The sequence below is a fragment of the Rhodococcus sp. 06-156-4 genome, assembly GCF_002259345.1.
GTDB classification, from domain to species: domain Bacteria; phylum Actinomycetota; class Actinomycetes; order Mycobacteriales; family Mycobacteriaceae; genus Rhodococcoides; species Rhodococcoides fascians_E.
Genome location: NZ_NPGB01000028.1, coordinates 38,185 through 62,457 on the forward strand (window position 1 = coordinate 38,185; position 24,273 = coordinate 62,457).

Sequence of the window (24,273 nt, forward strand, 5' to 3'; positions counted from 1 at the left end):
GATGAGCGAACTGACCAAGCGGCACCGCTACCTGGTGCTCGCAATCTGCTGCATGAGCTTGTTTCTCGTCAGCATCGACAACACGATCGTCAACGTCGCGCTGCCGGCGATCGGGTCCGACCTGCGGGCATCGGTGTCGGGTCTCCAGTGGATCATCGACGCATACACCTTGGTGCTGGCGTCGCTGCTGATGCTCGGCGGCTCGAGTGCGGACCGGTTCGGCCGCAAGAAGTTCTTCATGATCGGTACGGCACTGTTCATCGCGGGATCGTTGCTGTGCAGTGTCGCGCCGTCGCTGGGCTGGCTCGTCGCGTTCCGCATGGTGCAGGCCGTCGGAGGGTCGATGATGAACCCGGTGGCCATGTCGATCATCACCAACACCTTCACCGATCCGAAAGAACGCGCAGGAGCGATCGGAGTGTGGGGTGGCGTGGTCGGAATCTCGATGGCGGGAGGCCCGCTCATCGGCGGCGCACTGGTCACGTCGGCGGGTTGGGAGTCGATCTTCTGGGTGAACGTGCCGATCGGCCTGATCGCGCTGTTCATGACGTGGAAATTCGTTCCCGAATCCAAAGCAGCGCATGCACGACGCTTCGACCCGGCCGGGCAGGTGTTGATGATCGTGCTGCTTGCCAGCGTTGTGTTCACCATCATCGAGATGCCGACGAAGGGATGGTCTTCGCCGACGATCCTTGCCACTGCCACCATCGCTGTGGCGTCACTCCTCGGTTTCCTGTACGTGGAGACTCATCGGACCGAACCCCTTGTGGAACTGAGCTTCTTCCGCAGCGTTCCGTTCTCCGGGGCGACCGTCATCGCCGTGTGTGCGTTCGGATCACTCGGCGGATTTCTGTTCCTCAACACGCTGTATCTGCAGGACGTGCGCGGATATTCGCCGCTGCACGCCGGCCTCTACACACTCCCGATGGCGTTGATGACGCTGATCCTCGCGCCGATATCGGGTCGGCTCACCGGTTCTCGCGGACCTCGAACCTCACTGGTGGTGGCAGGAGTCGGCTTCATCGTTTCGTCCCTGATGCTGACTCAGCTGACGGCGACGACGTCCTTCGCGTGGCTTGCTCTTCCCTACCTCGTGTTCGGTATCGGATTCGGGATGGTCAACGCACCCATCACCAACACCGCTGTGTCCGGAATGCCCCGTAGCCAAGCAGGAGTCGCGTCGGCGGTGGCATCGACGTCGCGGCAGGTGGGCCAATCGCTCGGTGTCGCAGTGGTGGGGTCGATCGTCACCGCCGGTCTCGTCGGCACCTTCGCCGACGGGTTCGTCGACGCCGCCCGTTCGGCGTGGGTCGTCATGACTGGTGCCGGAATCATCGTCCTCGCACTTGCTTTCGTCACGACCGGTTCGTGGGCTCGCGGCACAGCAGAGCGGGTTGCGGATCGGTCGTCGGAGCTCGTGGCATGAGCGCGGAGCTCGTGGCATGAGCGCGGAGGACGTGTGGGGTGACATCCGTACGCTTGTCTTCGACCGAGCCGATCCGCACCGCGCCGTGGTCTCGGCGACAGGAGAGAGCTTCTATCGGTGCAAGGTACTTCGGCGACTGGTGCCCGGCCCCTTGTCGGCCGGAGCGCTCGCGGAACGACTGAACACCGACCCGCCGTATCTCTCGGTGACGCTCAAAGAGTTGGAATCTCGTGGATACGTGGTACGCACCGAAGACACTGCCGACCGGAGGCGCAGGGTCGTCGAACTCACCGACTCCGGACGTGAGGTGGCCGACCGGGCGAATGCTGCACTGAACGCACCGCCCGCGGAGTTCGCGAATCTATCGTCCGACGAATTGGGTCAACTCGAGACGCTGATGGGTAGGCTGCTCCGAAGCTGACAGGCAAATCCGGTGCTAACTCTCGGTACCCGGCATCCGGTCTGCACCCCAGCTGCGTTCGATGTAGCCGATGGTGTCCTGCACTGCCGATGCGGGGACCTTGTCCGGCTCGCCGTTCTCCAGCGGATCGGTGTGGAAGATGTACAGCCGAGACGCGAACTGCTCGAACGGAAGTGAGCCTTCGCCCGCTTTCTCGCCGTTACCGGCCGTGCCGACGACGACGCCGTCGCCCCAGTCCTGACCGCTGTCGTTGTTAGGGTTGAAGAAGTAGACCCGCATGACAGCGTCGGGGTCGGGGGCGACGCGCAGGATCGTGATGGCGTGCCACCCGATGTACCGTGCGGCGCTGTCGGTGACGGCGACACCCGCAGGCTGGGGGTGCACCAGCGGTTGGCCCCCGTTGTATTCGAGATGGTACGACGCGTAGAACTGCCGAACGAAGTCGTCCAGGTCGATCAGGTTGCCCGTTGCGACATCGACGTCGATGTTGAATCCGCGTGCGGACCACCAGCCGTGGAACTCCGGGTTGACCCACTTGTGCGGATCCCCGGGGCGGTCGGCGCACCTACGAATCATCTCTGCGTAGATGCGATCCAGATGCGGAACCAGGAGCTGCGACACAGGATCCAGGTCGAGGGGAGCAGTGGTGGCCACGCCACCGGAGCTGTCCTTCGACGACAGTGGCTGCCCCTCGAAGTGCATGACGATCTCGTCGTCGCGCGCGGCCCACACCACCATCTGCAGGAGGTAGTCCGGGTCGTTGTACGCCCACATCGACAGCGCGCGAGCGGACTGGCACGTTGGATTGTCGCCCTGCCCGACGCCCAGCGGTTGCCCGAGCATCGACAGAAGCCCACCGAGCAAACGGGATTCGGGCTCCGGCGTCGGGCCGAACACGTCGACGAGCCGCTGACGTACGCCTGGTTCCAGTCGAAGCGCCAGCTGCCGCCACAGCGACGGCACGATCGGCGGTTGGTGCAGGATGCCGCGGTCGAGCATCAGGGCGATGCCGTACAGGCATTGCGCGGCATCGGGATGCACGGCTTCGACGATCAAGCAGTGGACCAGCTCCGGGTACCGCTGAAGGCAGGTTCGTCCGGTTTCGGAGACGCCGAGTGCTTCACCGAGCAGATAGGTGTTGTGCTCGATCAGGAATCGAACCAGCGTCGCGTGGTACGGCGAGACCAGACCGGTGTCGTGCATGGCCCGGGCGAACCCGCGAGCCTCGAACTCGAGACCCTCGGCGTCCATGGCGTCGAGGCGTGAGCGATACACGTCGACGCCCGGATCCTCGCGGCACGCCTCCGTCGGACCGAACAATGCCGAGATCAATCGATCGAGACCTTGCCCCGATGCCCCGAGATCCACCTCGGGGTCTTCGCGGTACACCGCGATGCGGGTCACCATGGCTTTGATGTGGTCGACCTGAATGGGCCTCTGCCGCAGTACCCGCCAGATCTCGTCGCCCAATTTGTCGAGGACGCTGTCGTATCCGATCTGGTCGGCGACGTAGCCGAACAGATCTCGGATGAGGTGCGCGACCCGGCCGAGCTTCACGCGCTCGGCCTCCGACGGTGCGGAGAACAGCACCTCGAGGTTCATCGCCAACACTTGCGACAGAAAGTGTTTCGCGTCCTCGGCACTGACCGCAGGGTGCGTGTATTCGCCTGCAGCGATTGCTACCAGCCGAAGCTCGCTCGTTGCCTCGAGGACGACGGTATCGATCACACCACTGCGCAGGGACGGCCCGACGAAACCGGGCACCAGGATGTCCGGATGCGCCCAGTCGGTACCGGTGAACAGCCCCGCTTCGTCCAACGCTGCGGCACGTTCACGGACTGCTGCGCATCCACCGCGTTGCAACAGAACTCGATGCAGCGCGTCGAGGACACGTTTGACCTTGGTGGTCTTGGAGAATTCAGGGGCCCCCGCCAATGCTTCGGTGGCGTGGTCGAGTTGTGCGACGCGACTGACCAGCGCCTGGTCGACGGGTGGGTCCAATGTCTGTGACGGACCGGTCGAGAAGTCCCCGAAGTCTTGCCTCACACGTAGAAGTCCAGTTCTTCCTGATGCTTCAGCAGGTCACGCATGCGGTACGGGTCGTCGCCGAAGAAGTACAGCAGACCCCAGTGCGTGCCGAAAGCTGTTCGCTTGGTGACGGTTTCCTCGACGGGTGCCGAGAGGTCGTTGGTTTCGTAGTAGTCGTGCTCGGCGGTTTCGGCAGGAATCTCGAGGTGGCTGACGACGCGCCGGCGTGGGTACACGCCGAAACAGCCGGCGATGCCGGTGGCGTCCTCGACCTCGGTCGGGAAGAACGCGTCGATCTCTTCCTCGGTGGTCTTCGGGTCGAACGCCAGCGCGAGCCCTTGGTAGGCGTTGAAGCCGTAGGCACGCTCGAGGAGCTCGAACACCTTGAAGCCCGGTGGCCGGTACGCGACTTCACCGAAGTACATCTCGCCGTCGCTGGTGACGAAGTATTCCGGATGAACGAATCCGAACTCGATGTCGAAGGTCTTGATGAGCTTCTCGATCTGCGCGGTGATCTGCGGCCGGTACTTCTCGAGCTCCGGAGTTGCGGGCACGAACACCGAGTATCCGAGCGTCACGTACTCGGAGATGTTGAGGAACTTGATCTTTCCGTTGTGGATCCACGCTTCGACGGCGAATTCCCAACCGTCCAGATGCGATTCCATCAGTACCGGGAACTCGTCGTCGGGGATGGAGTCGACCTCGTCGGGAGTGCGGATGACGCGGTGCCCGAGACATCCGGCCTTGTCGAAGGCCTTGAGGTGGATGGGATCGTTGGGGTCACCGTCGAGTTTGAGCAGTGTCTGATTGACCCGGCGGAGGAATCGGACGACGTCCTCTCGGTCGTGCGCCTCCTCGAAGATGCCGACGCGGATGCCGCCGAGCTGCGCGCGACGTTTCATCAGCGCCTTGTCTCGCAGCAACATCGCTTGACCGAACAACCGTGGATTACCGAGCAGAACGGAGTTGATGGCACCCGCCCACTCGACAGTTTCCTCGTACAGCGGGATCGCGACGTCGACACCGCGACCCTGCAGTGCCTCGGCGATCTCGAGCGAACGGTCGTTGATGCGCTCGAAGTTCCAGGAGATGTACGGAATGTCGTGTTCGGTGCAGTACTGCTCGGCCCATTCGGGTGCCACGACCACGTACCGACGGTCGAATGCATCCAGGGCCTCCACCGCGGCGAGACTCCAGCCCAGTAGTGCGACGTAGCCCTTCTCCGGATTCTTCTCCAGTCGTGTGGGCTGCGGCATACATGGTCCTTTCCGTCGGAAACGTGTCGTCAGGTCGTCCCGTCCACCGTACAGAGGGCAGTGCGCAGGGCAAATCGCGCACGCGTGTCCCCGTCGCGACGTGCGGTGGTCACCGCCGGGCTAGCGCTGGTTGACGTCGACGGCGCCGCGGACGAGATCCGAGAAGCCTTTCTCGTCGACGACGTCTCCGGAGTGGATGTCGATCGCACGGCGCGTTCCGGCGTCGAGGCTGGCGTTGAAGATGCCCGACGGATCGGCTACGGACGCGCCCTTCGCGAAGGTCACCTTGACTTTGTCCTTGTAGGTCTCGACCGTGCAGAGCAGCCCGTCGAGGCTGAACGTGGGCACGCCGTCGGGGTTGGACGGCTTGCGCCACTTCACTTCCTCGGTGACGCCTGGGGCCGCGGCGAGAATCAGTCCTCGGAGGGTGTCCACGGTGTCGATCCGCCAGTCTGCGCTCATGGCGAAAGACTACTGGCGTCGGCGCCACAATCGCAGGACGACGTACGTGTTCGCGACGAGAACCGCGATGTACGGCACCACGAACAACGGCGTGCCCGACGGTGTCAACGCCGAGACCCAGTCGGCCGGGTCGCCGTCGACGACGGGGCGGAACAGGTCGGTGATCTCGGCGGTGACGAGAACGGTCATGCCGAGGATTGCAGTGATGTTGCCGAACGTCGACACCGCCCGGCCGGCCCGAAAATCGCCGATCATCACCAGTGCCGCCACGCAGGCGACGATCATGATGGGAGCGAACACCGTCAGGCCGAACACCGCATACAGATTCCAGTCGCCCAGTGCGCCGGGAAGAAGATCCTGATGGTCGATCAGTGCTACGACCGGCATCGTCAGAACCAGAACGAGTAGCGGCGCAACTCCGACGGTCAATACCCATTCGATATCGCGAGGGCTGCGGGTGCGGTGCCCGACGGCCGTCGTTTGGGGGTATTTGTCCGCTTCGTGCACGGACCTACAGTGCCATACGCGCAGGTGAGATCGAAACGGTTCTCCGCAGGCCAGGCCCGGGATCTGCAAGAATCGACCGATGATCGACGACGTAGGGCTACGACGGGATTCGCTCGTGCGGATCCTGGAGGTCGTGCGCGGCCTGGGCGTCGGCGAGGGATTGGAAGTCACCCTCGCGCGCGTCGCTGCAGCCGTCGTCGATGTGCTGGGTTTCGGTGCCGTCGTCGTCAACGTCAAGGTTCCGGGCGGCGGCCTCGTCGTCTCGACGGCGACAGGCCCTCCCGAGGTCCGCGACATGGTCGGCGAGACGATGACGCACGAGGTGTGGCTGGGTCTGCTGGACGCATGCGAGCGGTGGGGAGAACTACGGTTCCACGAGAACCTGGCGGAGGTCGATGCTCTCGGAGGCGTGTCCTATCGTGACCCGCACCGAACTCACTACCTCTCCGCATCGCCGGATGGTGAGCGGAGGATCTGGCAGCCCGAGTACGCGCTTCTGGCACCGATGTGGGCCGGGGAGAACGCGCTGCTCGGTGTTCTGAGCGTCGATCTCCCGATCTCCGGGCTGATCCCGGACGCCGAGCAGTGCGCGATGTTGGAATTGTTCGCAGGCCAGGCCGGCGCAGCCATCGCGGAAGCGGCGAGGATCGGTGATGCCGAGGACCAGCAACTGCAGTACCGCGCAGTGTTTCTCGATTCGCCGATTCCGACGGCGATGCTCGGGCTCGACTCCACCGTCGTCGAGGTCAACAGGGCGTTCGAGGAGCTCACGGGGCGGATCGAGTGCGAGCTCCGCGGTCTCGATCTGACCGCGGTGTTCGGCGCCGAGACCAGGCACGCAGGCGTCGAGGACCGTCGCGTGTTGCGTGTGGACGACGAGGAACGATGGGCGCACGTCCGGGTCCAGCGCATCGAAAGTGCTTACGGCACAAGGTTCGTGTGCACTGCCGAGGATCGCAGCGCATCACACCTCGCTCTCGACCACCTGCGCCTGCGCGCGGAGCGCGACGACCTCACCGGACTCGGGGTCAAGAGCCTCGCGATGACGGAACTTCGTGATCGGCTCGAGCATCAGGCCGAGGACGACCTCGTCGCATTCCTGTTCTGCGATCTCGACGGCTTCAAAGCCGTCAACGACGGGCACGGCCACCTCGTCGGCGACCGCGTTCTGACGGAAATTGCTGCGTGCCTGCGTGAATGCGTCGAGGACGGTGACCTCGTGTGCAGACTCGGCGGCGACGAATTCGGGATCGTCGCCACCAGGACAACGGTGGACGGCATCGAGGATCTCGCGCGCCGCTGCGTCGGGAAGCAGAGTTCCGTCCACGGCAGGATGTCCGTCGGAGTGTGCATCGTGCCGGCGGGGAGCGGCAGGACGGCCGAGGCGGTGGTCGAGGCCGCCGATTCGATGCTCTATCGGACCAAGGGCGACGGTGGTGGCAACTGGCGGAGCACCGTGCTCGGGCCGGCTGTCGGGAAGCTCAGCTGATTTCTTGACTCCTCTCGGCGGGCTGTGCGAACCTGAAACGGTGACCGAGCGATCGCTCGGTCGGCCCAACTTCGAGGAGCGCGCCGGTGTCGATCGATCTGACGTATTCGCCCCAGGTCCAGACCGTGATCGACAAGACTCGGACGTTCGTTCGTGAGACGGTGTTGCCGATCGAGGACAAGTTCCTCGGAAACATCGCCGATGCGGGCGGAGACGAACTGCGGATTTCTTTGCAGCAGGCAGCCAAGGACGCAGGCGTGTTCGCGCCGCACGCGCCCGTCGAATACGGCGGGCTCGGACTGAACATGAGCGATCGCGCTCCCGTGTTCGAAGAGGGCGGCTACTCGCTGTTCGGTCCCGCTGCACTGAACATCGGCGCCCCCGACGAAGGCAACGTGCACATGCTCGCCCACATCGCATCCCAGGGCCAGAAGGAACAGTTCCTCGCGCCCCTGGCGTCCGGCGACGTGCGCTCCGCGTTCGCGATGACCGAGCCGGCCCCCGGTGCAGGCTCCGACCCGTCGGCCTTGACCACGGCCGCAGTCAAAGTCGACGGCGGATGGAAGGTCGACGGGCAGAAGTACTTCATCACGGGCGCGGACGGCGCCGGGTTCTTCATCATCATGGCCAGGACCGCGGGCAAGCCGGGTGACCGCGGCGGTGCGACGATGTTCCTCGCGCCGGCCGACACCCCCGGCATCAAGGTCGGCAGGCACATCGGAACCCTGGACAAAGCAATGATCGGTGGACACTGCGAGGTGTTCTTCGACAGCGTCTTCGTCCCCGACGAGAACGTGCTCGGTGCCGTCGACGAAGGCTTCTCCTACGCGCAGGTCCGCCTGGGACCGGCGCGCATGACCCACGTGATGCGATGGCTCGGTGCCGCCCGCCGCGGCCACGACATCGCCGTCGATCACGTAGCGCGTCGAGAGGGATTCGGATCCACGCTCGGCGATCTCGGTATGGTGCAGAAAATGGTCGCGGACAACGAGATCGACATCGCCGCGACGCGCGCGCTGCTGGTACAGGCCTGCTTCGCCCTCGACCAGGGATCACACGCTGGGAACGAGACGTCGATCGCCAAAACCTACGCGGCCGAGGCAATTTTCCGCATCGTCGACCGCAGCATTCAGATGTGCGGCGGACTCGGAGTGTCCGACGACCTGCCGTTGGCCAGGTTGTCCAGGGAAGTCCGCCCGTTCCGCGTCTACGACGGACCCTCCGAGGTACACCGCTGGGCCATCGCCAAACGAGTCGTCGGCGCAGCCAAGAAGGCCGCGCGTCAGGCCGCCGACAAATGACCGAACTCCCAGGAATGAACACTCCCGCTCTCGCCGTGTTTCTCGGCGAGAACGGAGTGGCACTCGACGGCGAGCTGCGCGTCGAACTGATCAGTGGCGGCCGATCGAACCTCACCTACAAGGCGTTCGACGACACGAACGCCTGGGTCGTTCGCCGTCCCCCGACGAGCGGTCTCACCCCGTCGGCACACGACATGGCCCGCGAGTGGGCAGTGACGAGCGCGCTGCAATCCACCGCCGTACCCGTCGCCAGGACCGTGGCCTTCGACCGCGACGGAGACGTATTGGGCGCTCCGGCAACTGTTGTCGAGTTCGACCCGGGTACGGTCATCAGAACCCGCGAGGACCTGGACGCCCTGTCCGACGACGACGTCGCGGCCAACACGTCCGAACTGATCCGCGTACTCGCCCGCCTGCACCACGTGGACTACGACGCAGCGGGCCTCGGCTCGTTCGGCAAGCCCGCGGGATTCATCGGGCGCCAGGTCAAGACATGGGCTCGCCAGTGGGAAGCCGTCAAGACGCGTGACCTCCCCGATGTCGAGAAGCTACGGGACAAACTGGAAGCGGCGGTACCGTCGTCGTCCGGTGCGTCCATCGTGCACGGCGACTACCGGGTCGACAACGTCATCCTCCGGCGCGGGAATCCAGGTTCCGTTGCCGCAGTAGTGGACTGGGAGATGTCCACCCTCGGCGACCCGCTCACCGACGTCGCCCTGATGTGCGTGTACCGGCAACCAGTGTTCGACGCGGTCCTCGGCACGGCTGCGGCGTGGACCAGTGACCGCTACCCGTCCGCGGACGAACTCGCCGAGATGTACAGCCGAGAAACCGGTTCCGGATTGTCCGACTGGAACTTCTACCTGGCCCTCGCCAACTTCAAACTCGGCGTCATCGGCGAAGGCATCACGCACCGAGCGTTGTCCGGCTCCGACTCCGGGCCGGGGGCAGCGTCGGCAGCAGAAGCAACACAGGAATTCATGGCGTCGGGACTCCGCGCGATCGAGGGGAAGAAGTGAAATCTGCACTGGTCACCGGTGGATCGCGCGGCATCGGTCTGGGAATCGCCACTCGCATGGCGCACCTGGGCTACTCGTTGACGATCACGGCGCGCGATGCCGCCGCTCTCGAGGAGGTCGCCGAAGACCTCGGGAAGGCAGGTGCTTCCCAGGTGGTGACGGTGGCCGCCGACCTCGCCGACCGGGACGCCGCCGACCGAATCACCGGCGCGCACGCGAACGCGTACGGATCCATGAACGCACTGGTCCTCAACGCAGGCGTCGGAACGGCAGGCCGCATCGAGGACTACCCGATGCGCCGCTTCGACAAAACACTCGACGTCAACCTCCGGGCGCCGTTCCACGTGCTGCAGAACTCGATCCCGCTCATGCGCACTGCCGTCGACGCCGACCCGGACAACGGAGCCAAGGTCATCGCCCTCGCATCCATGGCGGGCGTCTACTCCGAAGCAGGACTCGCCGTCTACGGCGCCACCAAGGCGGCCATGCTGTCGCTCGTCGAAACCCTGAACGCCGAGGAAAGCGCCAACGGCATCAGCGGAACGTCCATCGCGCCCGGTTACGTCGACACCGACATGAGTGACTGGACCAAGGACAAGATCCCCGGCGACTCCATGATTCGGGTCGACGACATCGTCGAACTCGCGGCCGGCATCCTGTCCCTCTCCTCCCGTGCAGTCGTACCTCGCCTGGTGGTCACCCGCGCCGGGGCCGGGCTGGGAGCGTAGCCGATAACAATCGAATGGATTGGTACACCCGCTTTCGATTGAAGACTCGCCGGTTTGCCACCCGGTCTGTGGACGAAGTTGCCCCACAATCGTTTTGGTGTGCAAAACTGCCGGTGGACACGGTCGTCGGAGCCGTCTCGAGCGCGGGGGTTTCATGGTTCACGCATGGCGTTTCGTTGTGTTCTGCGCGGTCCTCGTCGTGGGCTGGGCCGGTATCCCCACCCTCGCTGCCGCGGAACCGTCGGCCCCGAGGATCGACAGTCGAGTGGACGTCAGCACCACCCTCACCCAGCTCGCGGTGTACTCGCCGAGCATGGATCGAATCATCGACGTCCAGGTGTTGACCCCGGAGACCGAGAGCGGCCCCCGTCCGTCGCTGTACATGCTCAGCGGCATCGGTGAGGAGGACCCGACCAACAGCATGTGGCTGCGCAAGGGGGGAGCTGCCGAGTTCTTCCGCGACAAGAACGTCAACGTCGTGCTTCCGCTCGCCGGGCCGGGAAGCTTCTACGCCGACTGGCAGCGCGACGACCCGAAGCTCGGGCGGTACAAGTGGGAAACCTTTCTGACGCAGGAGCTTCCGCCGCTGATCGACGAGGAGTTCGACGGCAACGGCCGCAACGGTATCGCCGGCTTGTCGATGGGTGCGCAGTCGGCGATGATGCTGGCGTCGCGTAACCCGAGTCTCTACTCGGCCGTCGGTGCGTACAGTGGCTGCTTCGCCTCGGCGGAACTGTTGGGCCAGGGCAGTATGCGCGGGATCGTCACGGCCTTCGGTGGCAACGCGGACAACATGTTCGGGGGACCGCTCGACCCGGCCTGGGCGGCTCACGACGTATTGGTCAACGCCGAAGCGCTGCGTGGCACATCGATCTACGTCTCCGTCGGAACCGGGTTGCCGGGGCCGCACGAGAAATTCGAGACCGCCAAGGACTGGGACGTCGTTGTGGTGGGTGGCCTCATCGAGGTGGGATCGAACTTCTGCACGCATCGACTGGACGACCGGTTGCGTGAGCTCGCCATCCCCGCCACTTTCGATTTCGAGGACGTCGGCACCCACTCGTGGGCGTACTGGGTCGATCAACTGCCCAAGAGCTGGCCTACCCTCGCCGCCGGCCTCGGGTTGTGAGTTCGAGAACCGAGACCAACGTCTCCACTGCGCGAGGGAAGGCACGGTCGCTCGGTGCGGAGAATCCCACCAGGATTCCGTCGGGCATGACGTCGGACTCGACCTCGGCGGCGCTTGGATGCCTGAACCAGCCGAGACCCTCGACGGCGAGGCCGGCCTCACTCGCACCGGCCAGCACGTCGGACTCCGAGCCGGGAGGAAGCGTCAGGACGGCCTGTAGGCCGGCGGCGATTCCCATCGTTCCGATTTCGGGTACCCGCTCCCGCAGGGCATCGACGAGCGCGTCTCTTCGTCTGCGATATTTCAGTCTCATCGCCCGAACGTGACGGTCGTAGGCGCCGGTGGTGATCAAGTCCGCGAGGGTCAACTGATCCAGAGCACTCACCGTTGCCTCCCTGACGCCCTTCGCGTCCAGAATCGGGTCGAGCAGGTGCTCCGGCACCGCCATCCACCCAACACGTACGCCGGGTGAGAGAGACTTCGAGATCGAGCCTGCGTAAAGCACCCGATCCGGATCCAGGCCCTGCATTGCTCCCACCGGCGTTCGGTCGTAGCGGAATTCGCCATCGTAGTCGTCCTCGACGACAAGTCCGTCGGTGGCGCGGGCCCAGTCCACCGCCGCGGTTCTTCGCTGCGGGTGGAGGGAGACGCCCGTCGGGAACTGGTGGCTTGGCGTGAGCACCAGCGCAGCTGCCTCGATCGGCTCATGGGTTCGGCCACCGTGCTCGTCGACGCCGATCGGCACGGTCGGGCCCGAGGTGTCGAACAGGCGCCGGTGGAACGGCAGGCCGTACGACTCGACCGCGAACGGTCCGGAGACGACCGACGTGAGGATCTGCGCTGTCTGAGAGAAGCCGGAACACACGAGAATTCGTCGCGGATCACTGCGAACTCCGCGGGTACGGGAGAGGTACCCGGCCAGTGCGCGTCTCAGTTCGAGTCGGCCGTGCGGATCGCCCGGGCCGAACGCGTCGACGGGCGCGCCGCTGACCGCTCGGCGTGCCGCGGCCATCCACGCCGCGCGCGGAAACGCTGACTGATCAGGACGGCCCGGCCGAAGGTCGTGCTCGGGACGCAACTCCGGCCGCACCGTCGACGACGCCGCGCGCACCGATGCCGCTCCGCGATGCGCGACGCGGGTACCCGAGCCTCGGCGGGCGTCGAGCCACCCTTCGGACACGAGCTCACCGTAGGTCTCGGCGACCGTGTTGCGGGCGACGCCGAGATCGGCTGCCAACGCGCGGTACGACGGTAACCGGGTGCCCGGCTCCAGCCGCCCGGTCGCGATGGCGCCGCGCAGGGCGCGTCCGAGCGCGGACCGCCGCGAGCCGGTCGGGGCGAGATCCAGGTGAAGGTCGATCCCCGAATCGACCACGATTTCTGCCACGGAATTGAACCTTATTGCGGTCATCGAGGCGTCGTAGCGTTCCGGTCATGACAACACGCATCAACTTCGCATCCGCATCCCCGGCCGTGCGCACGGCGCTCGTCGCTCTCGACGTCGCCGGCCGCAACGGCATCGACCCAGCCTTGGCCGAACTGATCAAGATCCGAGCGTCACAGCTCAACGGCTGCGCGTTCTGCCTGCACATGCACACCACCGACGCCAGGAAGGCAGGCGAGAGCGAGGAGCGCTTGGCTCTCGTCGCGGTGTGGCGAGACGCGAGCAACTTCTTCGACGAGAAGGAACAGGCGGTACTCGCGCTGACCGAACAGGTCACGCTCATCTCGCAGGGAGGAGTGTCCGACGAGGTGTACGAGCGTGTCGCGCAGCACTTCGACGAGCACCAGATCGGTCAGCTGCTGGCTCAGATCTTCACGATCAACGCCTGGAACCGCATCGGCGTGTCCACCCACCTGGTGCCGGGTGTGAACAATCCGGGCCGCTCCGCCTGAGGGCGAGTGGAAATCGACGTAGTCGCTCAGGGGGGAGCACGGAGATCGGAAAGGACAAACTGCACGTGTCGACGCCGCGGGAATGGTCGATTTCTCCATAGGCCAAGCGCCCACCAACCCATAACGTGTCCCAGGTCACTCTCACCACCGAGAAAGCCGAGACACATGCCTGCAGACGCACCGAAACCCGAGATCGAAACGCGGGTGGTCAAGAAGGTCGCCCGACGGATCATTCCGTTCCTGGGCCTGGCCTACTTCGTCAACTACCTCGACCGAACGAACATCGGGCTCGCGAAACTCACCATGAGCGACGAGCTCGGCCTGACCGAGACGATGTTCGGGTTGGCGTCCGGACTGTTCTTCATCGGCTACCTGCTCTTCGAGGTGCCGAGCAACCTGGCGCTGCACAGGTTCGGTGCCAGGCGCTGGATTGCCCGCATCATGCTGACGTGGGGAGTGATCGCCGCGGGCATGGCCTTCGTGCCCACCGCGGGCTGGCTCTACGGTTTGCGCATTCTGCTGGGTATCGCGGAAGCCGGCTTCTTCCCCGGCGTGCTGCTCTACATGACGATGTGGTTCCCGCGTGCGTACCGCGTGCGGTTGATGGGCCTCTTCCTGCTGGCGCTCCCGATCTCCTCGGCTCTGGGGGCGCCACTGTCCAGCGCGATCATCCAGTACTGGGACGGGCTGTTCGGGCTCTCGGGATGGCGCGTGATGTTCCTCGTCGAAGGCCTTCCCGCGGTTCTGCTCGCCGTCGTCACCTGGTTCTACCTGACCGACCGGCCTGCTCAGGCGAAGTGGCTCGACGACGACGAAAAAGCATGGCTGACGGCCGAACTGGAGTCCGAGGACTCCGCGAAGGGTGGACACGTCAGTGGCTCGGCGACTCGAGCACTGCGCGATGCAAGGGTGTGGATGCTCGGCCTCGTCTATTTCGGTATCACCTACGGGCTGTACTCGCTCAGTTTCTTCCTGCCCAGCATCGTCGCCGGGTTCAAACAGACGTTCGACACCGACTTCTCGCTCGTCACAACGGGTCTGATCGTCGCCGTTCCGTTCGCCGTCGGTGCGGTGGCCATGGTGCTGTGGAGCAGGCACAGTGACCGGACCGGTGAACGTACCTGGCACGTCGCGATTCCAACCCTCGTCGGCGCTGTCTCCATCCCGTTCGCGCTGTACATGGACTCACCGTTCACGACGATGCTCGCGGTGACGGTCAATGCCGTCGGTGTCTTCTGCGCGCTCCCCGTGTTCTGGTACCTCCCGAGCACGTTCCTGACGGGCGCGGGTGCCGCCGCTGGAATCGCGATCATCAACTCGGTCGGCAACATGTCCGGCTTCGGCGCTCCCTACGTGACGGGGTGGCTGCTCGACACCACCGGAAACGCGCGCGCAGGGCTGTGGGTAGTGGGCGCGGTGATGCTCTTGGCCGTCGCGTTGGTTCTGATACTTCGCGGTCGTGTGGGCGCCCGACCCAGCCCCGTCGCCGCACCGCGCGAGGAATCAATGCGCACAAGATAAGCACGTTTTCGTGACCAGGAAACGTGCAACGTGCTCAATCCAAATCCGAACTATTGATCCTTCTGATGATTCTTGATTGTGTTCCAGGTAACAGTGCAACTGTACGGAGGCCGAGATGGACACCGCAATTTCACGAGCGAGCGATGACGACCTCATCCAGCTCGTCACACCCGAAGGCACGCGAACCGAGCCTTCCGAATTCACCGGCCTCGTCGAGGACATCACGACGGACAAGCTCCGCGACCTCTACGAGGACCTGATCGTCGTACGACGGATCGACGCAGAGGCCACCGCGCTCCAGCGGCAGGGAGAACTCGGGCTCTGGGCACCTCTGCTGGGACAGGAAGCCGCCCAGGTCGGATCCGCCCGCGCACTGCACCCCGACGATTTCGTCTTCGGCAGCTACCGCGAGCACGGGGTCGCGTACTGCCGCGGCGTCGACCCGACGGAAATGTTGCGGTTCTGGCGCGGTTCCACCCAATCCGGCTGGAACCCGTACGAGTACAACATGACAACGCCGGCCATCATCGTCGGATCTCAGGCCCTGCACGCCACCGGATACGGGCTGGGAATGAAATTCGACGGAGCCGACGGCGCCGTCATCACCTACTTCGGTGACGGCGCCACGAGCCAAGGCGACATCTCGGAAGCATTCGGATTCGCGGCAAGTTTCAACGCCCCTGTCGTGTTCTTCTGCCAGAACAACCAGTGGGCAATCTCCGAGCCGGTGACTCTGCAGACGCACATCACGATCGCCGAACGTGGCCGTGGATTCGGTGTTCCCGCGCTACGCGTCGACGGCAACGACGTGCTGGCCGTCCTTGCGGCCACCCGGATGGCACTGACTCGCGCACGCGAAGGCAGCGGACCGATGCTGATCGAAGCCGTCACCTACCGGATGGGACCGCACACCACTTCCGACGATCCCACCCGCTACCGGTCGGCGGCAGTCGACGACGAATGGAAGAAGAAGGACCCCATCGACCGCATCGAGCGACTGCTCGACGCCGAAGGAGCGATGGACGACGCGCTCCGCGCACGCGTCAAGGATCGGGCCGACTGGACCGCAGCCGAACTCCGCCGCGGATGCCTCGGCACCGTGGAGCCGACGGCGATGTCGGTGTTCGACAACGTGTACGCAGACCCCCATCCGTTGATCGCCGAGGAACGAGACGCCTACGCCACCTATCTCGCCGGATTCGAAGGAGCTCAGTCATGACCGCGACACTTGCCGCCCCGCAGCTTCCGCTCGGTAAAGCGCTGAACGCAGGCCTGCGTCGGGCGATGGAAGACGACCCCAAAGTAGTGCTGCTCGGCGAAGACATCGGCAAACTCGGCGGGGTCTTCCGCATCACCGACGGCCTGCAGAAGGACTTCGGACCCAACCGCGTCATCGACACTCCACTGGCCGAGTCCGGAATCATGGGCACCGCAGTCGGACTCGCCTTCCGCGGATACCGGCCGGTCGTCGAAATCCAGTTCGACGGCTTCATCTACCCGGCGTTCGATCAGATCGTCTCGCAGGTGGCCAAGCTGCACTACCGCACCGGTGGCAACGTCACGATGCCCCTGACCATCAGAGTGCCGTACGGCGGCGGAATCGGTGCCGTCGAACATCACTCCGAATCCCCGGAAGGCTACTTCGCGCAAACAGCCGGCCTACGCGTCGTCAGCTGCAGCAATGCCGCCGACGCCAACGTCATGCTGCGCCAGGCCATTGCGTCGGACGACCCGGTTCTGTTCTTCGAGCCCAAGCGACGCTACTGGCAGAAGGGCGAGGTCGACGTCACTGCGCCGATCGACGATGCGTACCCGCTGCACCGAGCTCGGGTTGTCCGTGAGGGCACGGACGCGACGATCATCGCGTACGGCCCACTGGTCGTCACCGCCCTCCAAGCAGCGGATGTCGCTGCGGGCGAGGGTCGGTCGCTCGAGGTGATCGATCTGCGTTCGCTCTCGCCACTGGACATGGACACCATCGCGAAATCGGTCCGCAAGACCGGCAGACTCGTCATCACCCACGAGGCAGCGACGTTCATGGGTATCGGCGCAGAAATCGCCGCACGAGTACAGGATCAGTGCTTCTACAGTCTGGAAGCGCCCATCCAACGCGTCGGTGGATTCTCCACCCCGTACCCGGCGGCGAAGCTCGAGGAGTTCTTCCTCCCCGACGCCGACCGGATCCTCGACGCAGTGGACAGGACGTTCCCGGCATGACGAACAGCTTTCGCCTACCCGACCTCGGAGAAGGACTCACCGAGGCCGAACTGATCAGCTGGTCGGTCGAGGTCGGTGACACCGTCGAACTCAACCAGGTGATAGCCGAGGTGGAAACCGCCAAGGCGTCCGTCGAGCTCCCATCGCCGTTCGCCGGGACCGTCACGGCGCTGCACGCCGAGGAAGGCTCGACCGTCCAGGTGGGCAACGTCATCATCGACATAACCGACGGCTCGGCCGAGATCGCAGTCGAAGAGCCCGCCGAGAAGGAAGAACGCGTCCCCGTCCTCGTCGGGTACGGCGTAGCCGGTGAGGGCGCGAGCCGACGAGGCAATCGTCGCCCGTCGCCCCCGGCGTCGCCGCCCCCCACGAACGGCAGACCGCTGGCGTCCCCACCGGTCCGATTCGTCGCCAAGCAGCACGGCGTCGACCTCGCGGACGTACCGGCCACCGGTACACACGGCGAGGTGACCCGGGACGACCTGGCGGCGTACACCGAACGCGGCACCGTCCCGGTCGCAGGTACGGGCAAGAACGAAACCCGCACTCCCATCAAGGGAGTTCGCAAACACACCGCGGCAGCCATGGTGTCGAGCGCCTTCACCGCGCCACACGTCACCGAGTTCATCACCGTCGACGTGACCCCGTCGGTGGAACTGCTGGAGAAACTGCGCGCCACCAAGCACTTCCGCGACATCAAGCTCACCCCGCTCGCTCTCGTCGCCAAGGCACTCCTGGTGGCTCTGCGCTCCAATCCGAGCCTGAACTCGGAATGGGACGAGCAGAACCAAGAAATCGTCACCAAGAACTACGTCAACCTCGGAATCGCTGCGGCGACGCCCAGAGGCCTGATGGTGCCGAACATCAAGGACGCACACACCCTCGGTCTGAAAGACCTCGCGCACGCGCTGACCCAACTGACCGTGACGGCCAAGGAAGGCAAGACCGGCCAGGCCGACCTCGCCGACGGCACCATCACGATCACCAATGTCGGTGTCTTCGGTGTGGATTCGGGGACCCCGATCCTCAACCCAGGGGAGGCAGCGATCCTCTGCTTCGGCGCGATCCGTCGTCAGCCGTGGGAGTTCGAGGGAGAGATCGCTCTGCGCTCGGTCACGACGCTGAGCCTGTCGTTCGATCACCGTCTGGTCGACGGTGAGCAAGGATCGAGATTCCTGGCCGACATCGCGTCGATCCTCGCCGACCCGATGAACCTGGTGGCGTTGGCATGAGCGACGTCGTCGTCCTCGGAGGCGGATCGGGCGGGTACGCAGCTGCATTTCGTGCTGCGCAACTGGGACTTTCGGTCACCCTGGTGGAGAAGGACAAGGTCGGAGGAACCTGCCTGCACCGCGGGTGCATCCCGACCAAAGCCCTCCTGCACGCGGCGGAGGTGGCGGACACCGCCCGGGAGAGCTCGTCGGTGGGGGTTCGTGCGAACTTCGAGGGTATCGACATCGGCGGCGTCCACGCGTACAAGGACGGCGTGGTCTCCAAGCTGTACAAGGGCTTGCAGGGCCTCGTCAAGGCTCACAAAATCGAATTCGTCAGCGGTACAGGTAAATACGTCGGAAACAAGACCGTCGACGTGGACGGCCGCAGGATCACCGGATCATCGGTTGTCCTCGCGACCGGGTCGTACGCGAAGGTGCTCCCCGGAATCGAACTCGGGCCGCGAGTGCTGACCAGCGACCAGGCGTTGACCCTCGACTACGTCCCGAAGCGGGCCATCGTGCTGGGCGGGGGAGTCATCGGCGTCGAATTCGCCAGTGTGTGGGCATCGTTCGGCGTCGAGGTGACCATCGTCGAAGCACTGCCCCGACTGGTTGCAGCCGAGGACGAGTGGGCGTCCAAACAGCTCACCCGCGCCTTCAAAAAACGCGGCATCGTCGCACGGACATCGTCGCCGTTCACCGGCGTCAAGGAAACCCCCGACGGTGTGACGGTGACCCTCGACTCCGGGGAGACGCTCGATGCCGATGTTCTGTTGGTCGCGGTCGGGCGCGGGCCCACTACGTCCGACCTCGGCGGCGTCTCGATGGATTCGGGATTCGTCGGCGTCGACGGCAACCTGATGACCTCGGACGACGGCGTCTACGCCGTCGGTGACATCGTGCGCGGACCACAGCTGGCGCACAGAGGATTTCAGCATGGCATCTTCGTCGCCGAGCACATCGCGGGTCTGAAGCCCACCGCAGTCCCCGACGAGAACATCCCCCGGGTCACGTACTCGAACCCCGAAATCGCGTCCGTCGGACTGACGGAAGCGCAGGCGATCGAGCGTCACGGTTCTGCGGATTCCGTCGTCTACGACCTCGCCGGCAACGGCAAGAGTCAGATCCTCGGCGCGTCGGGCGGGGTCAAGCTGGTGCGGGCCGGGGGCTCCATCGTCGGCATTCACATGGTCGGCGCACGCGTGGGCGAATTGATCGGTGAGGCGCAGTTGGTCGTCAACTGGGGCGCATACCCCGAGGAAGTCGCGCACCTGATCCACGCTCACCCAACGCAGTCCGAGGCCTTCGGGGAAGCTCACCTCGCACTGGCGGGGAAGCCGCTGCACGCGCACTGACCCCCCTATGTGAGTGGAAATGTAGGCCAGGGCCTGCATTTCCACTCACATGGAGAAAACCTTGCCCGGATTCAAGATGCCGTGTGGGTCGAGGGCGTTCTTCACCGAGCGGTGCATGTCGAGGACGATCGGGTCGAGTTCCTGAACCAGTCCGTCCATCTTGAGCAACCCGACGCCGTGTTCACCGGTGACGGTGCCGCCGAGTTCCAATGCTGCGTCGATGATCTCGGCGAAAGCAATTTGCGCGCGTTCGCGCGCAGGAAGATCGTCGTGCGGGGTGATCAGCAGAGGGTGCAGGTTGCCGTCGCCCGCGTGGGCGATGTTGGCGATCGTGGTCTCGTACCGCCGGCCGATCTGCTCGATCCGTGAGAGCATTTCCGGCACATGTCTCTTCGGGACACACACGTCCTCGGTGAGGACCGGTCCGAGGCGCTCCATCGCGGGGTAGGCCAGTCGCCGTGCTGCGAACAGGGCGTCGGCCTCCTCCTGGTCGGTCGAGACGGCCGACCACGTGGCACCTGCTTCCTCGAAGCAGGACAGCATCTTCTCTGCTTCTTGGTCCCCGACGATTCCTGGGTCGTCGATCCGGCCGAGCAGGACGACGTTCGCTTCGACCGAGAGGCCCATGTTCTTCCAGGCGTCGACGGCGATGAGGCATTGTTTGTCGATCAGTTCCAGCGCGGACGGCGTGAGTCCCGCTGCGGCAACGGCAGCTACGGCTCTTCCGGCGTCGACGATCGAGTCGAAGTATCCGGCGATCGTCCGCTGGCGATCTTGCAGGGGCCGCAGTTTGACGGTGACCTCGGTGATGATGCCGAGGGTTCCTTCCGACCCGACCATCAGTCCGGCAAGATCGTATCCGGCAACACCTTTGGCGGTCTTGCGTCCGAGCCGGACCAGCTCGCCGGTTCCGGTGACCACCTGCATGCCCATGACGTAATCGCGGGTGACGCCGTATTTGACGCAGCACAGGCCTCCGGCGTTGGTGGCGACGTTGCCGCCGATGGTGGACCAGGGTGCGCTGGCCGGGTCCGGCGGATACCACAGTCCCTGTTCTGCACAGGCGGCCCGCAGGTGGTCGTTGACGACGCCCGGTTCGACGACGGCGTACCGCTCCAGCGGATCTATCTCCTTGATGGCGTCCATACCGTCGAGGGCGAGAACGACGCACCCTTCGGTCGCGTTGGCTCCGCCGGACAGTCCGGTGCCGGCGCCGCGCGTGACGACGGGGGCGCCGTGCGTCAGACAGGCTCGTACGACGGCCTGGACTTCTTCTGCGGTACGCGGCCGGACGACCGCCACCGGCACGGCGTACGGAGCCCACTCGGCCTCGTCGTGTTGGTAGGACGCGATCACGTCCGGATCGACGACGATGCGGTCCGTGGGAAGGGAGTCCAACAGCTGTTCGACGAGCGTCATGTCTCCGAGTTTATCTGTGAGCTGGGTCTCCACCAATGTAGGTTCTGTCCATGGCGTCGGATAGATCATGGATGGATTTGCTGCTCGACGACGCTTCGATCGACGAGCTCGAGGCGCATCGCCTCGCCTTCCCCGGTCCCGACGCGCACGCTGCCCTGCGGCTTCGTGCGTTGCTGGACCAGCGTCGCCAACGCAGCACCGAGCTGGCGGCTCTGAACGACATCGCAGTGCGGTTGACGACGGCACGTGACGACCGTGTCCTGCTTCAGGAGGTCGTCGACCAGGCGCGCCGGTTGTTGGGAGTCGACCTCGCCTACATGGGCTCGGTGTACGACGACGAATTCGTCATCGAGGTCACCAGCGGTGCTCTGACTCCGAATCTGATCGGGATCCGGTTGGCTCAGGACGAGGGGTTGGTGGGCGTCATCGTGCGCGGAGCGTCTCCGTCGTGGACGCCCGACTATCAGAGCGAGCCGGCGTTCCGGCACATCACCGGTGCGGACAGCGCGGCGCGGTCGGAGAACATGCGGGGGCTGCTCGGGGTACCGCTGAAGGTAGGGGATCGGGTCATCGGTGCGTTGTTCGCGTGCAAGCGTCAGGAGCGTGACTTCGCGGACAGTGAGATCGCATTGCTGTCCGCTCTTGCCGCGCACGCTGCGATTGCCATCGAGAACGTCCGCGCCATCGAACGGCTCGAAGTGGTGAACGCCGAGCTGTCGGCACGGACCGCCGAACTGGAACAGACACTGCAGTGGGACAGGACGCTGACTCAGGTGGTGCTGCGCGGGGGTGGGGTGGGTCGTCTCGTTCGGGAGGTGGCGACACTGTCCGGTCGACCGGCGTTCTTTCTCACCGACGCCTCGTCTGTTCCGGAGTCTCTGGAGGAACGGGTCGTTCCAGTCGAGATCCTGTTCGGGCAATGCCGCGACGGCGCCGACATCGTCGCCGACGACTTTGTCATTGCCCACCGTGTTGCCGCTGCGGGCGAGTTTCTCGGTGTCCTTATCTCGGTGGGTCCGGACGATCAGCAGACGCGGCTGCTCCTGGACCGCGCGGTGCCCGCCATCGCGTTGTCGCTCGCCGAGGAGCGCGCGGCGGCCGAAGCTGCCAGGCGGGCGCAGGACGCGTTTCTGGTCGATCTGCTCTCTCATCCGGCGTCGACCACCGACGACGAGCGACGGCAACTTCGCCTTGCCGGCCTGTCCCCGGGCGCTTCGTACTGCATCGCCGTCGCGCAGGGAATGGTGTCCCGTACCGAGATCGGCAGATCGGAATTCCCGGTGGGTACGGTTGTGGCAGAACATGGTTGGAGGGTGCTGGTCGCGGTGCCCGCGCAGGAATCGGCTGTGGTTCGGCCGATGTTCACGACGGGTGCAACGGTGGGGATCTCGGAGCCTGCCCGCGGGGCGGTCGCGCTGGCGGCTGCCTACCGCGAGGCCCAGCAGACCGTCGACGTGTTGATCACGCTCGGACGAGATGGCGAGGTGTCGTCGGCACGCGGACTCGGTATCTACCGAATCCTGCTGAGCCACATGGCTCGTGAGCATCTCGACGAACTGACCGAGGAGCAATTGGGTCCGCTGATGGCCGAGCAGAGCAAGCGGGGCGTTCCGTTGCTCGAATCGCTGTCGGTGTACCTCGCCCACGGGCGTCACCATTCGGCCACCGCCGCAAGCCTTGGAGTGCACGTCAACACGCTCTACCAACGACTCGACGCCATCGACCGGCTCATCGGTTCCCAATGGCGTGACCCGGACAAGGCGCTGGACCTGCAGGTGCTGATGCGACTCCGACGAAGCGCGGATCTATTGGGGAAGTGAACCGAGAAAGTCCAGCAGTGCAGCGTTGAATTCCTTGGGGCGGTCCATGTTGGACGCGTGACCGCAGTTCTCGAGCACCACGGAGCGTCCGAGTGGGTTTCCGGCAATGGAGTCCGCTGCGTGCGTACACGGCCAGAACTGGCTCTCCCTACCGGCGACCATCAGTACCGGGACGTCGACGGTGGCAACGACCTCGCGCCAGTCCGCTACTGCGTGATCGTGCAGAAGGGCTTTCATCGGTGGCGTATCGGGTGAGACCATCTTCGGCATCGCGCGGAGCTTCGTGACGAGCTTCAGGATCGGCAACGCGGACTTCCACTTCGGCAGACCCCATCCCGTGTCCGGAACCCCGTCGGCGAAGAACGTGTCCTTGTTGGAGTCGGTCAATCCGTAGAACCCGTTGGACCATTCGGCATCGTTGATCATCTTCGGGGTCTGATCCACCGACACGACGGCCTTCACACGGCCGGTGCCGAACTGCGAGACGTACGACCAGATGGTGCTCGCGCCCATGGAGCCACCACACAGCACAGCATCGTCGACGCCAAGCGACGCGAGGACATTCTCGACGTCCTGACCGTGCCTGGCCATCGTGGCACCGTGCTCGGGAGACTCCGAGTCACCATGCCCTCGGCGGTCCAGAGCAAGAACTCGATATCCGGCTTTCACCAGTGCGTCCTGCTGCATCACCCACGTCGTCGCGGGAGCGCAAAAACCTGCGATCAGAACGATCACGGGCCCGACGCCCTCGTCGATGTAGCTCAGGGTCACATTGTCGTTGGTGACGACGGTGGGCATGGGCACTCCTTCGGGTCGCTCACGATGCAACCACGGATCCCGCGATTACGACATGGAGAATTCCTCTACCGAGCGCATTACACCGGCGCGGTCAGGTCATCGATCGGGCACCGGCTCGATAGCATCCCTGCGGCGCTTCTGGTCCGGTGGTCTTCGCACAGTTTTTCCGGAGTTCGCACACGCTTTCAGGTCCGAGGACGCGTGTCAGGTCGGGAAAAAGAGTGGCAAGTTGCCGGGTGTCGCCTCGAGGGGAATTTGAGGGACTGT

Annotated in this window: 21 protein-coding genes; 14 read left to right on the forward strand and 7 right to left on the reverse strand. The window is 64.8% G+C overall.

The features are described 5' to 3' along the window. Position 1 precedes the first annotated feature (1 nt). Both CH290_RS20065 and CH290_RS20070 read left to right on the forward strand, forming a co-directional pair. Complete coding sequence (locus CH290_RS20065; protein ID WP_033190037.1) at positions 2-1,426, forward strand: MFS transporter; 1,425 nt, start codon at positions 2-4, stop codon at positions 1,424-1,426. A 16-nt stretch (positions 1,427-1,442) separates the two neighbouring features. Beyond that, positions 1,443-1,847, forward strand: coding sequence for a MarR family winged helix-turn-helix transcriptional regulator (locus CH290_RS20070; protein WP_019662779.1), 405 nt, complete (start codon positions 1,443-1,445; stop codon positions 1,845-1,847). A gap of 15 nt (positions 1,848-1,862) precedes the next feature. On the opposite strand, the gene CH290_RS20075 is transcribed toward CH290_RS20070, so the two are convergent. The 4 genes from CH290_RS20075 to CH290_RS20090 all read right to left on the reverse strand — a co-directional run bounded on the left by CH290_RS20075 (position 1,863) and on the right by CH290_RS20090 (position 6,100). Next, positions 1,863-3,848, reverse strand: coding sequence for a hypothetical protein (locus tag CH290_RS20075; RefSeq protein ID WP_019662780.1), 1,986 nt, complete (start codon positions 3,846-3,848; stop codon positions 1,863-1,865). A 41-nt stretch (positions 3,849-3,889) separates the two neighbouring features. Then, positions 3,890-5,131 carry an ATP-grasp domain-containing protein gene (locus CH290_RS20080; RefSeq protein ID WP_033190038.1) on the reverse strand — a complete coding sequence of 414 codons (1,242 nt, stop codon included), beginning with the start codon at positions 5,129-5,131 and terminating at the stop codon, positions 3,890-3,892. 120 nt (positions 5,132-5,251) lie between these two features. Continuing rightward, positions 5,252-5,593 (reverse strand): DUF1801 domain-containing protein, encoded by a 342-nt coding sequence (locus CH290_RS20085; RefSeq protein WP_019662782.1) that lies wholly within the window; start codon positions 5,591-5,593, stop codon positions 5,252-5,254. 9 nt (positions 5,594-5,602) lie between these two features. Then, positions 5,603-6,100, reverse strand: coding sequence for a hypothetical protein (locus tag CH290_RS20090; RefSeq protein WP_019662783.1), 498 nt, complete (start codon positions 6,098-6,100; stop codon positions 5,603-5,605). 79 nt (positions 6,101-6,179) lie between these two features. On the opposite strand from CH290_RS20090, the gene CH290_RS20095 reads away from it, so the two are divergent. From CH290_RS20095 to CH290_RS20115, 5 genes are all read left to right on the forward strand, one after another. After that, complete coding sequence (locus CH290_RS20095) at positions 6,180-7,589, forward strand: GGDEF domain-containing protein (protein ID WP_019662784.1); 1,410 nt, start codon at positions 6,180-6,182, stop codon at positions 7,587-7,589. Positions 7,590-7,675: 86 nt separating this feature from the next. Continuing rightward, the gene (locus CH290_RS20100) at positions 7,676-8,890 is read left to right on the forward strand and encodes an acyl-CoA dehydrogenase family protein (RefSeq protein WP_019662785.1); all 1,215 of its coding nucleotides are present in this window, start codon (positions 7,676-7,678) and stop codon (positions 8,888-8,890) included. Next, positions 8,887-9,909 (forward strand): phosphotransferase family protein, encoded by a 1,023-nt coding sequence (locus CH290_RS20105; protein ID WP_033190039.1) that lies wholly within the window; start codon positions 8,887-8,889, stop codon positions 9,907-9,909. Before CH290_RS20100 ends, CH290_RS20105 begins: the two co-directional genes overlap by 4 nt. Beyond that, positions 9,906-10,637: an SDR family NAD(P)-dependent oxidoreductase gene (locus CH290_RS20110; RefSeq protein ID WP_033190040.1), complete on the forward strand. Its 732-nt coding sequence runs from the start codon at positions 9,906-9,908 to the stop codon at positions 10,635-10,637. Before CH290_RS20105 ends, CH290_RS20110 begins: the two co-directional genes overlap by 4 nt. A gap of 154 nt (positions 10,638-10,791) precedes the next feature. Then, positions 10,792-11,766: an alpha/beta hydrolase gene (locus CH290_RS20115; protein ID WP_019662788.1), complete on the forward strand. Its 975-nt coding sequence runs from the start codon at positions 10,792-10,794 to the stop codon at positions 11,764-11,766. On the opposite strand, the gene pdxR is transcribed toward CH290_RS20115, so the two are convergent. Continuing rightward, positions 11,738-13,177: a MocR-like pyridoxine biosynthesis transcription factor PdxR gene (gene pdxR, locus CH290_RS20120; protein WP_212555957.1), complete on the reverse strand. Its 1,440-nt coding sequence runs from the start codon at positions 13,175-13,177 to the stop codon at positions 11,738-11,740. The genes CH290_RS20115 and pdxR overlap by 29 nt on opposite strands. Before the next feature lie 23 nt (positions 13,178-13,200). Between pdxR and CH290_RS20125 the strand changes: the two genes are divergently transcribed. The 6 genes from CH290_RS20125 to lpdA all read left to right on the forward strand — a co-directional run bounded on the left by CH290_RS20125 (position 13,201) and on the right by lpdA (position 19,969). Further along, positions 13,201-13,662 carry a carboxymuconolactone decarboxylase family protein gene (locus CH290_RS20125; protein ID WP_019662790.1) on the forward strand — a complete coding sequence of 154 codons (462 nt, stop codon included), beginning with the start codon at positions 13,201-13,203 and terminating at the stop codon, positions 13,660-13,662. A gap of 165 nt (positions 13,663-13,827) precedes the next feature. Next, complete coding sequence (locus tag CH290_RS20130) at positions 13,828-15,183, forward strand: MFS transporter (RefSeq protein WP_033190042.1); 1,356 nt, start codon at positions 13,828-13,830, stop codon at positions 15,181-15,183. Between the two features lie 115 nt (positions 15,184-15,298). After that, positions 15,299-16,402 (forward strand): pyruvate dehydrogenase (acetyl-transferring) E1 component subunit alpha, encoded by a 1,104-nt coding sequence (gene pdhA, locus CH290_RS20135; RefSeq protein WP_020111075.1) that lies wholly within the window; start codon positions 15,299-15,301, stop codon positions 16,400-16,402. Beyond that, a complete protein-coding gene (locus tag CH290_RS20140; RefSeq protein WP_033190043.1) occupies positions 16,399-17,400 on the forward strand; it encodes an alpha-ketoacid dehydrogenase subunit beta in 1,002 nt (333 codons plus the stop codon). Before pdhA ends, CH290_RS20140 begins: the two co-directional genes overlap by 4 nt. Beyond that, on the forward strand, positions 17,397-18,632 hold the full coding sequence (locus CH290_RS20145) for a dihydrolipoamide acetyltransferase family protein (protein WP_033190044.1): 1,236 nt from the start codon (positions 17,397-17,399) through the stop codon (positions 18,630-18,632). Before CH290_RS20140 ends, CH290_RS20145 begins: the two co-directional genes overlap by 4 nt. Beyond that, positions 18,629-19,969, forward strand: a complete 1,341-nt coding sequence (gene lpdA / locus CH290_RS20150) for a dihydrolipoyl dehydrogenase (protein WP_020111074.1) — start codon at positions 18,629-18,631, stop codon at positions 19,967-19,969. Before CH290_RS20145 ends, lpdA begins: the two co-directional genes overlap by 4 nt. Positions 19,970-20,014: 45 nt before the next feature. Here lpdA and CH290_RS20155 read toward each other — a convergent pair whose 3' ends face one another. After that, the gene (locus CH290_RS20155) at positions 20,015-21,388 is read right to left on the reverse strand and encodes an FAD-binding oxidoreductase (RefSeq protein WP_033190214.1); all 1,374 of its coding nucleotides are present in this window, start codon (positions 21,386-21,388) and stop codon (positions 20,015-20,017) included. Between the two features lie 71 nt (positions 21,389-21,459). On the opposite strand from CH290_RS20155, the gene CH290_RS20160 reads away from it, so the two are divergent. Continuing rightward, positions 21,460-23,208 carry a helix-turn-helix domain-containing protein gene (locus tag CH290_RS20160; RefSeq protein ID WP_033190045.1) on the forward strand — a complete coding sequence of 583 codons (1,749 nt, stop codon included), beginning with the start codon at positions 21,460-21,462 and terminating at the stop codon, positions 23,206-23,208. Here the strand turns inward: CH290_RS20160 and CH290_RS20165 are convergent. Next, positions 23,194-24,006, reverse strand: coding sequence for an alpha/beta fold hydrolase (locus CH290_RS20165; RefSeq protein ID WP_033190046.1), 813 nt, complete (start codon positions 24,004-24,006; stop codon positions 23,194-23,196). The genes CH290_RS20160 and CH290_RS20165 overlap by 15 nt on opposite strands. Positions 24,007-24,273: the final 267 nt, after the last annotated feature.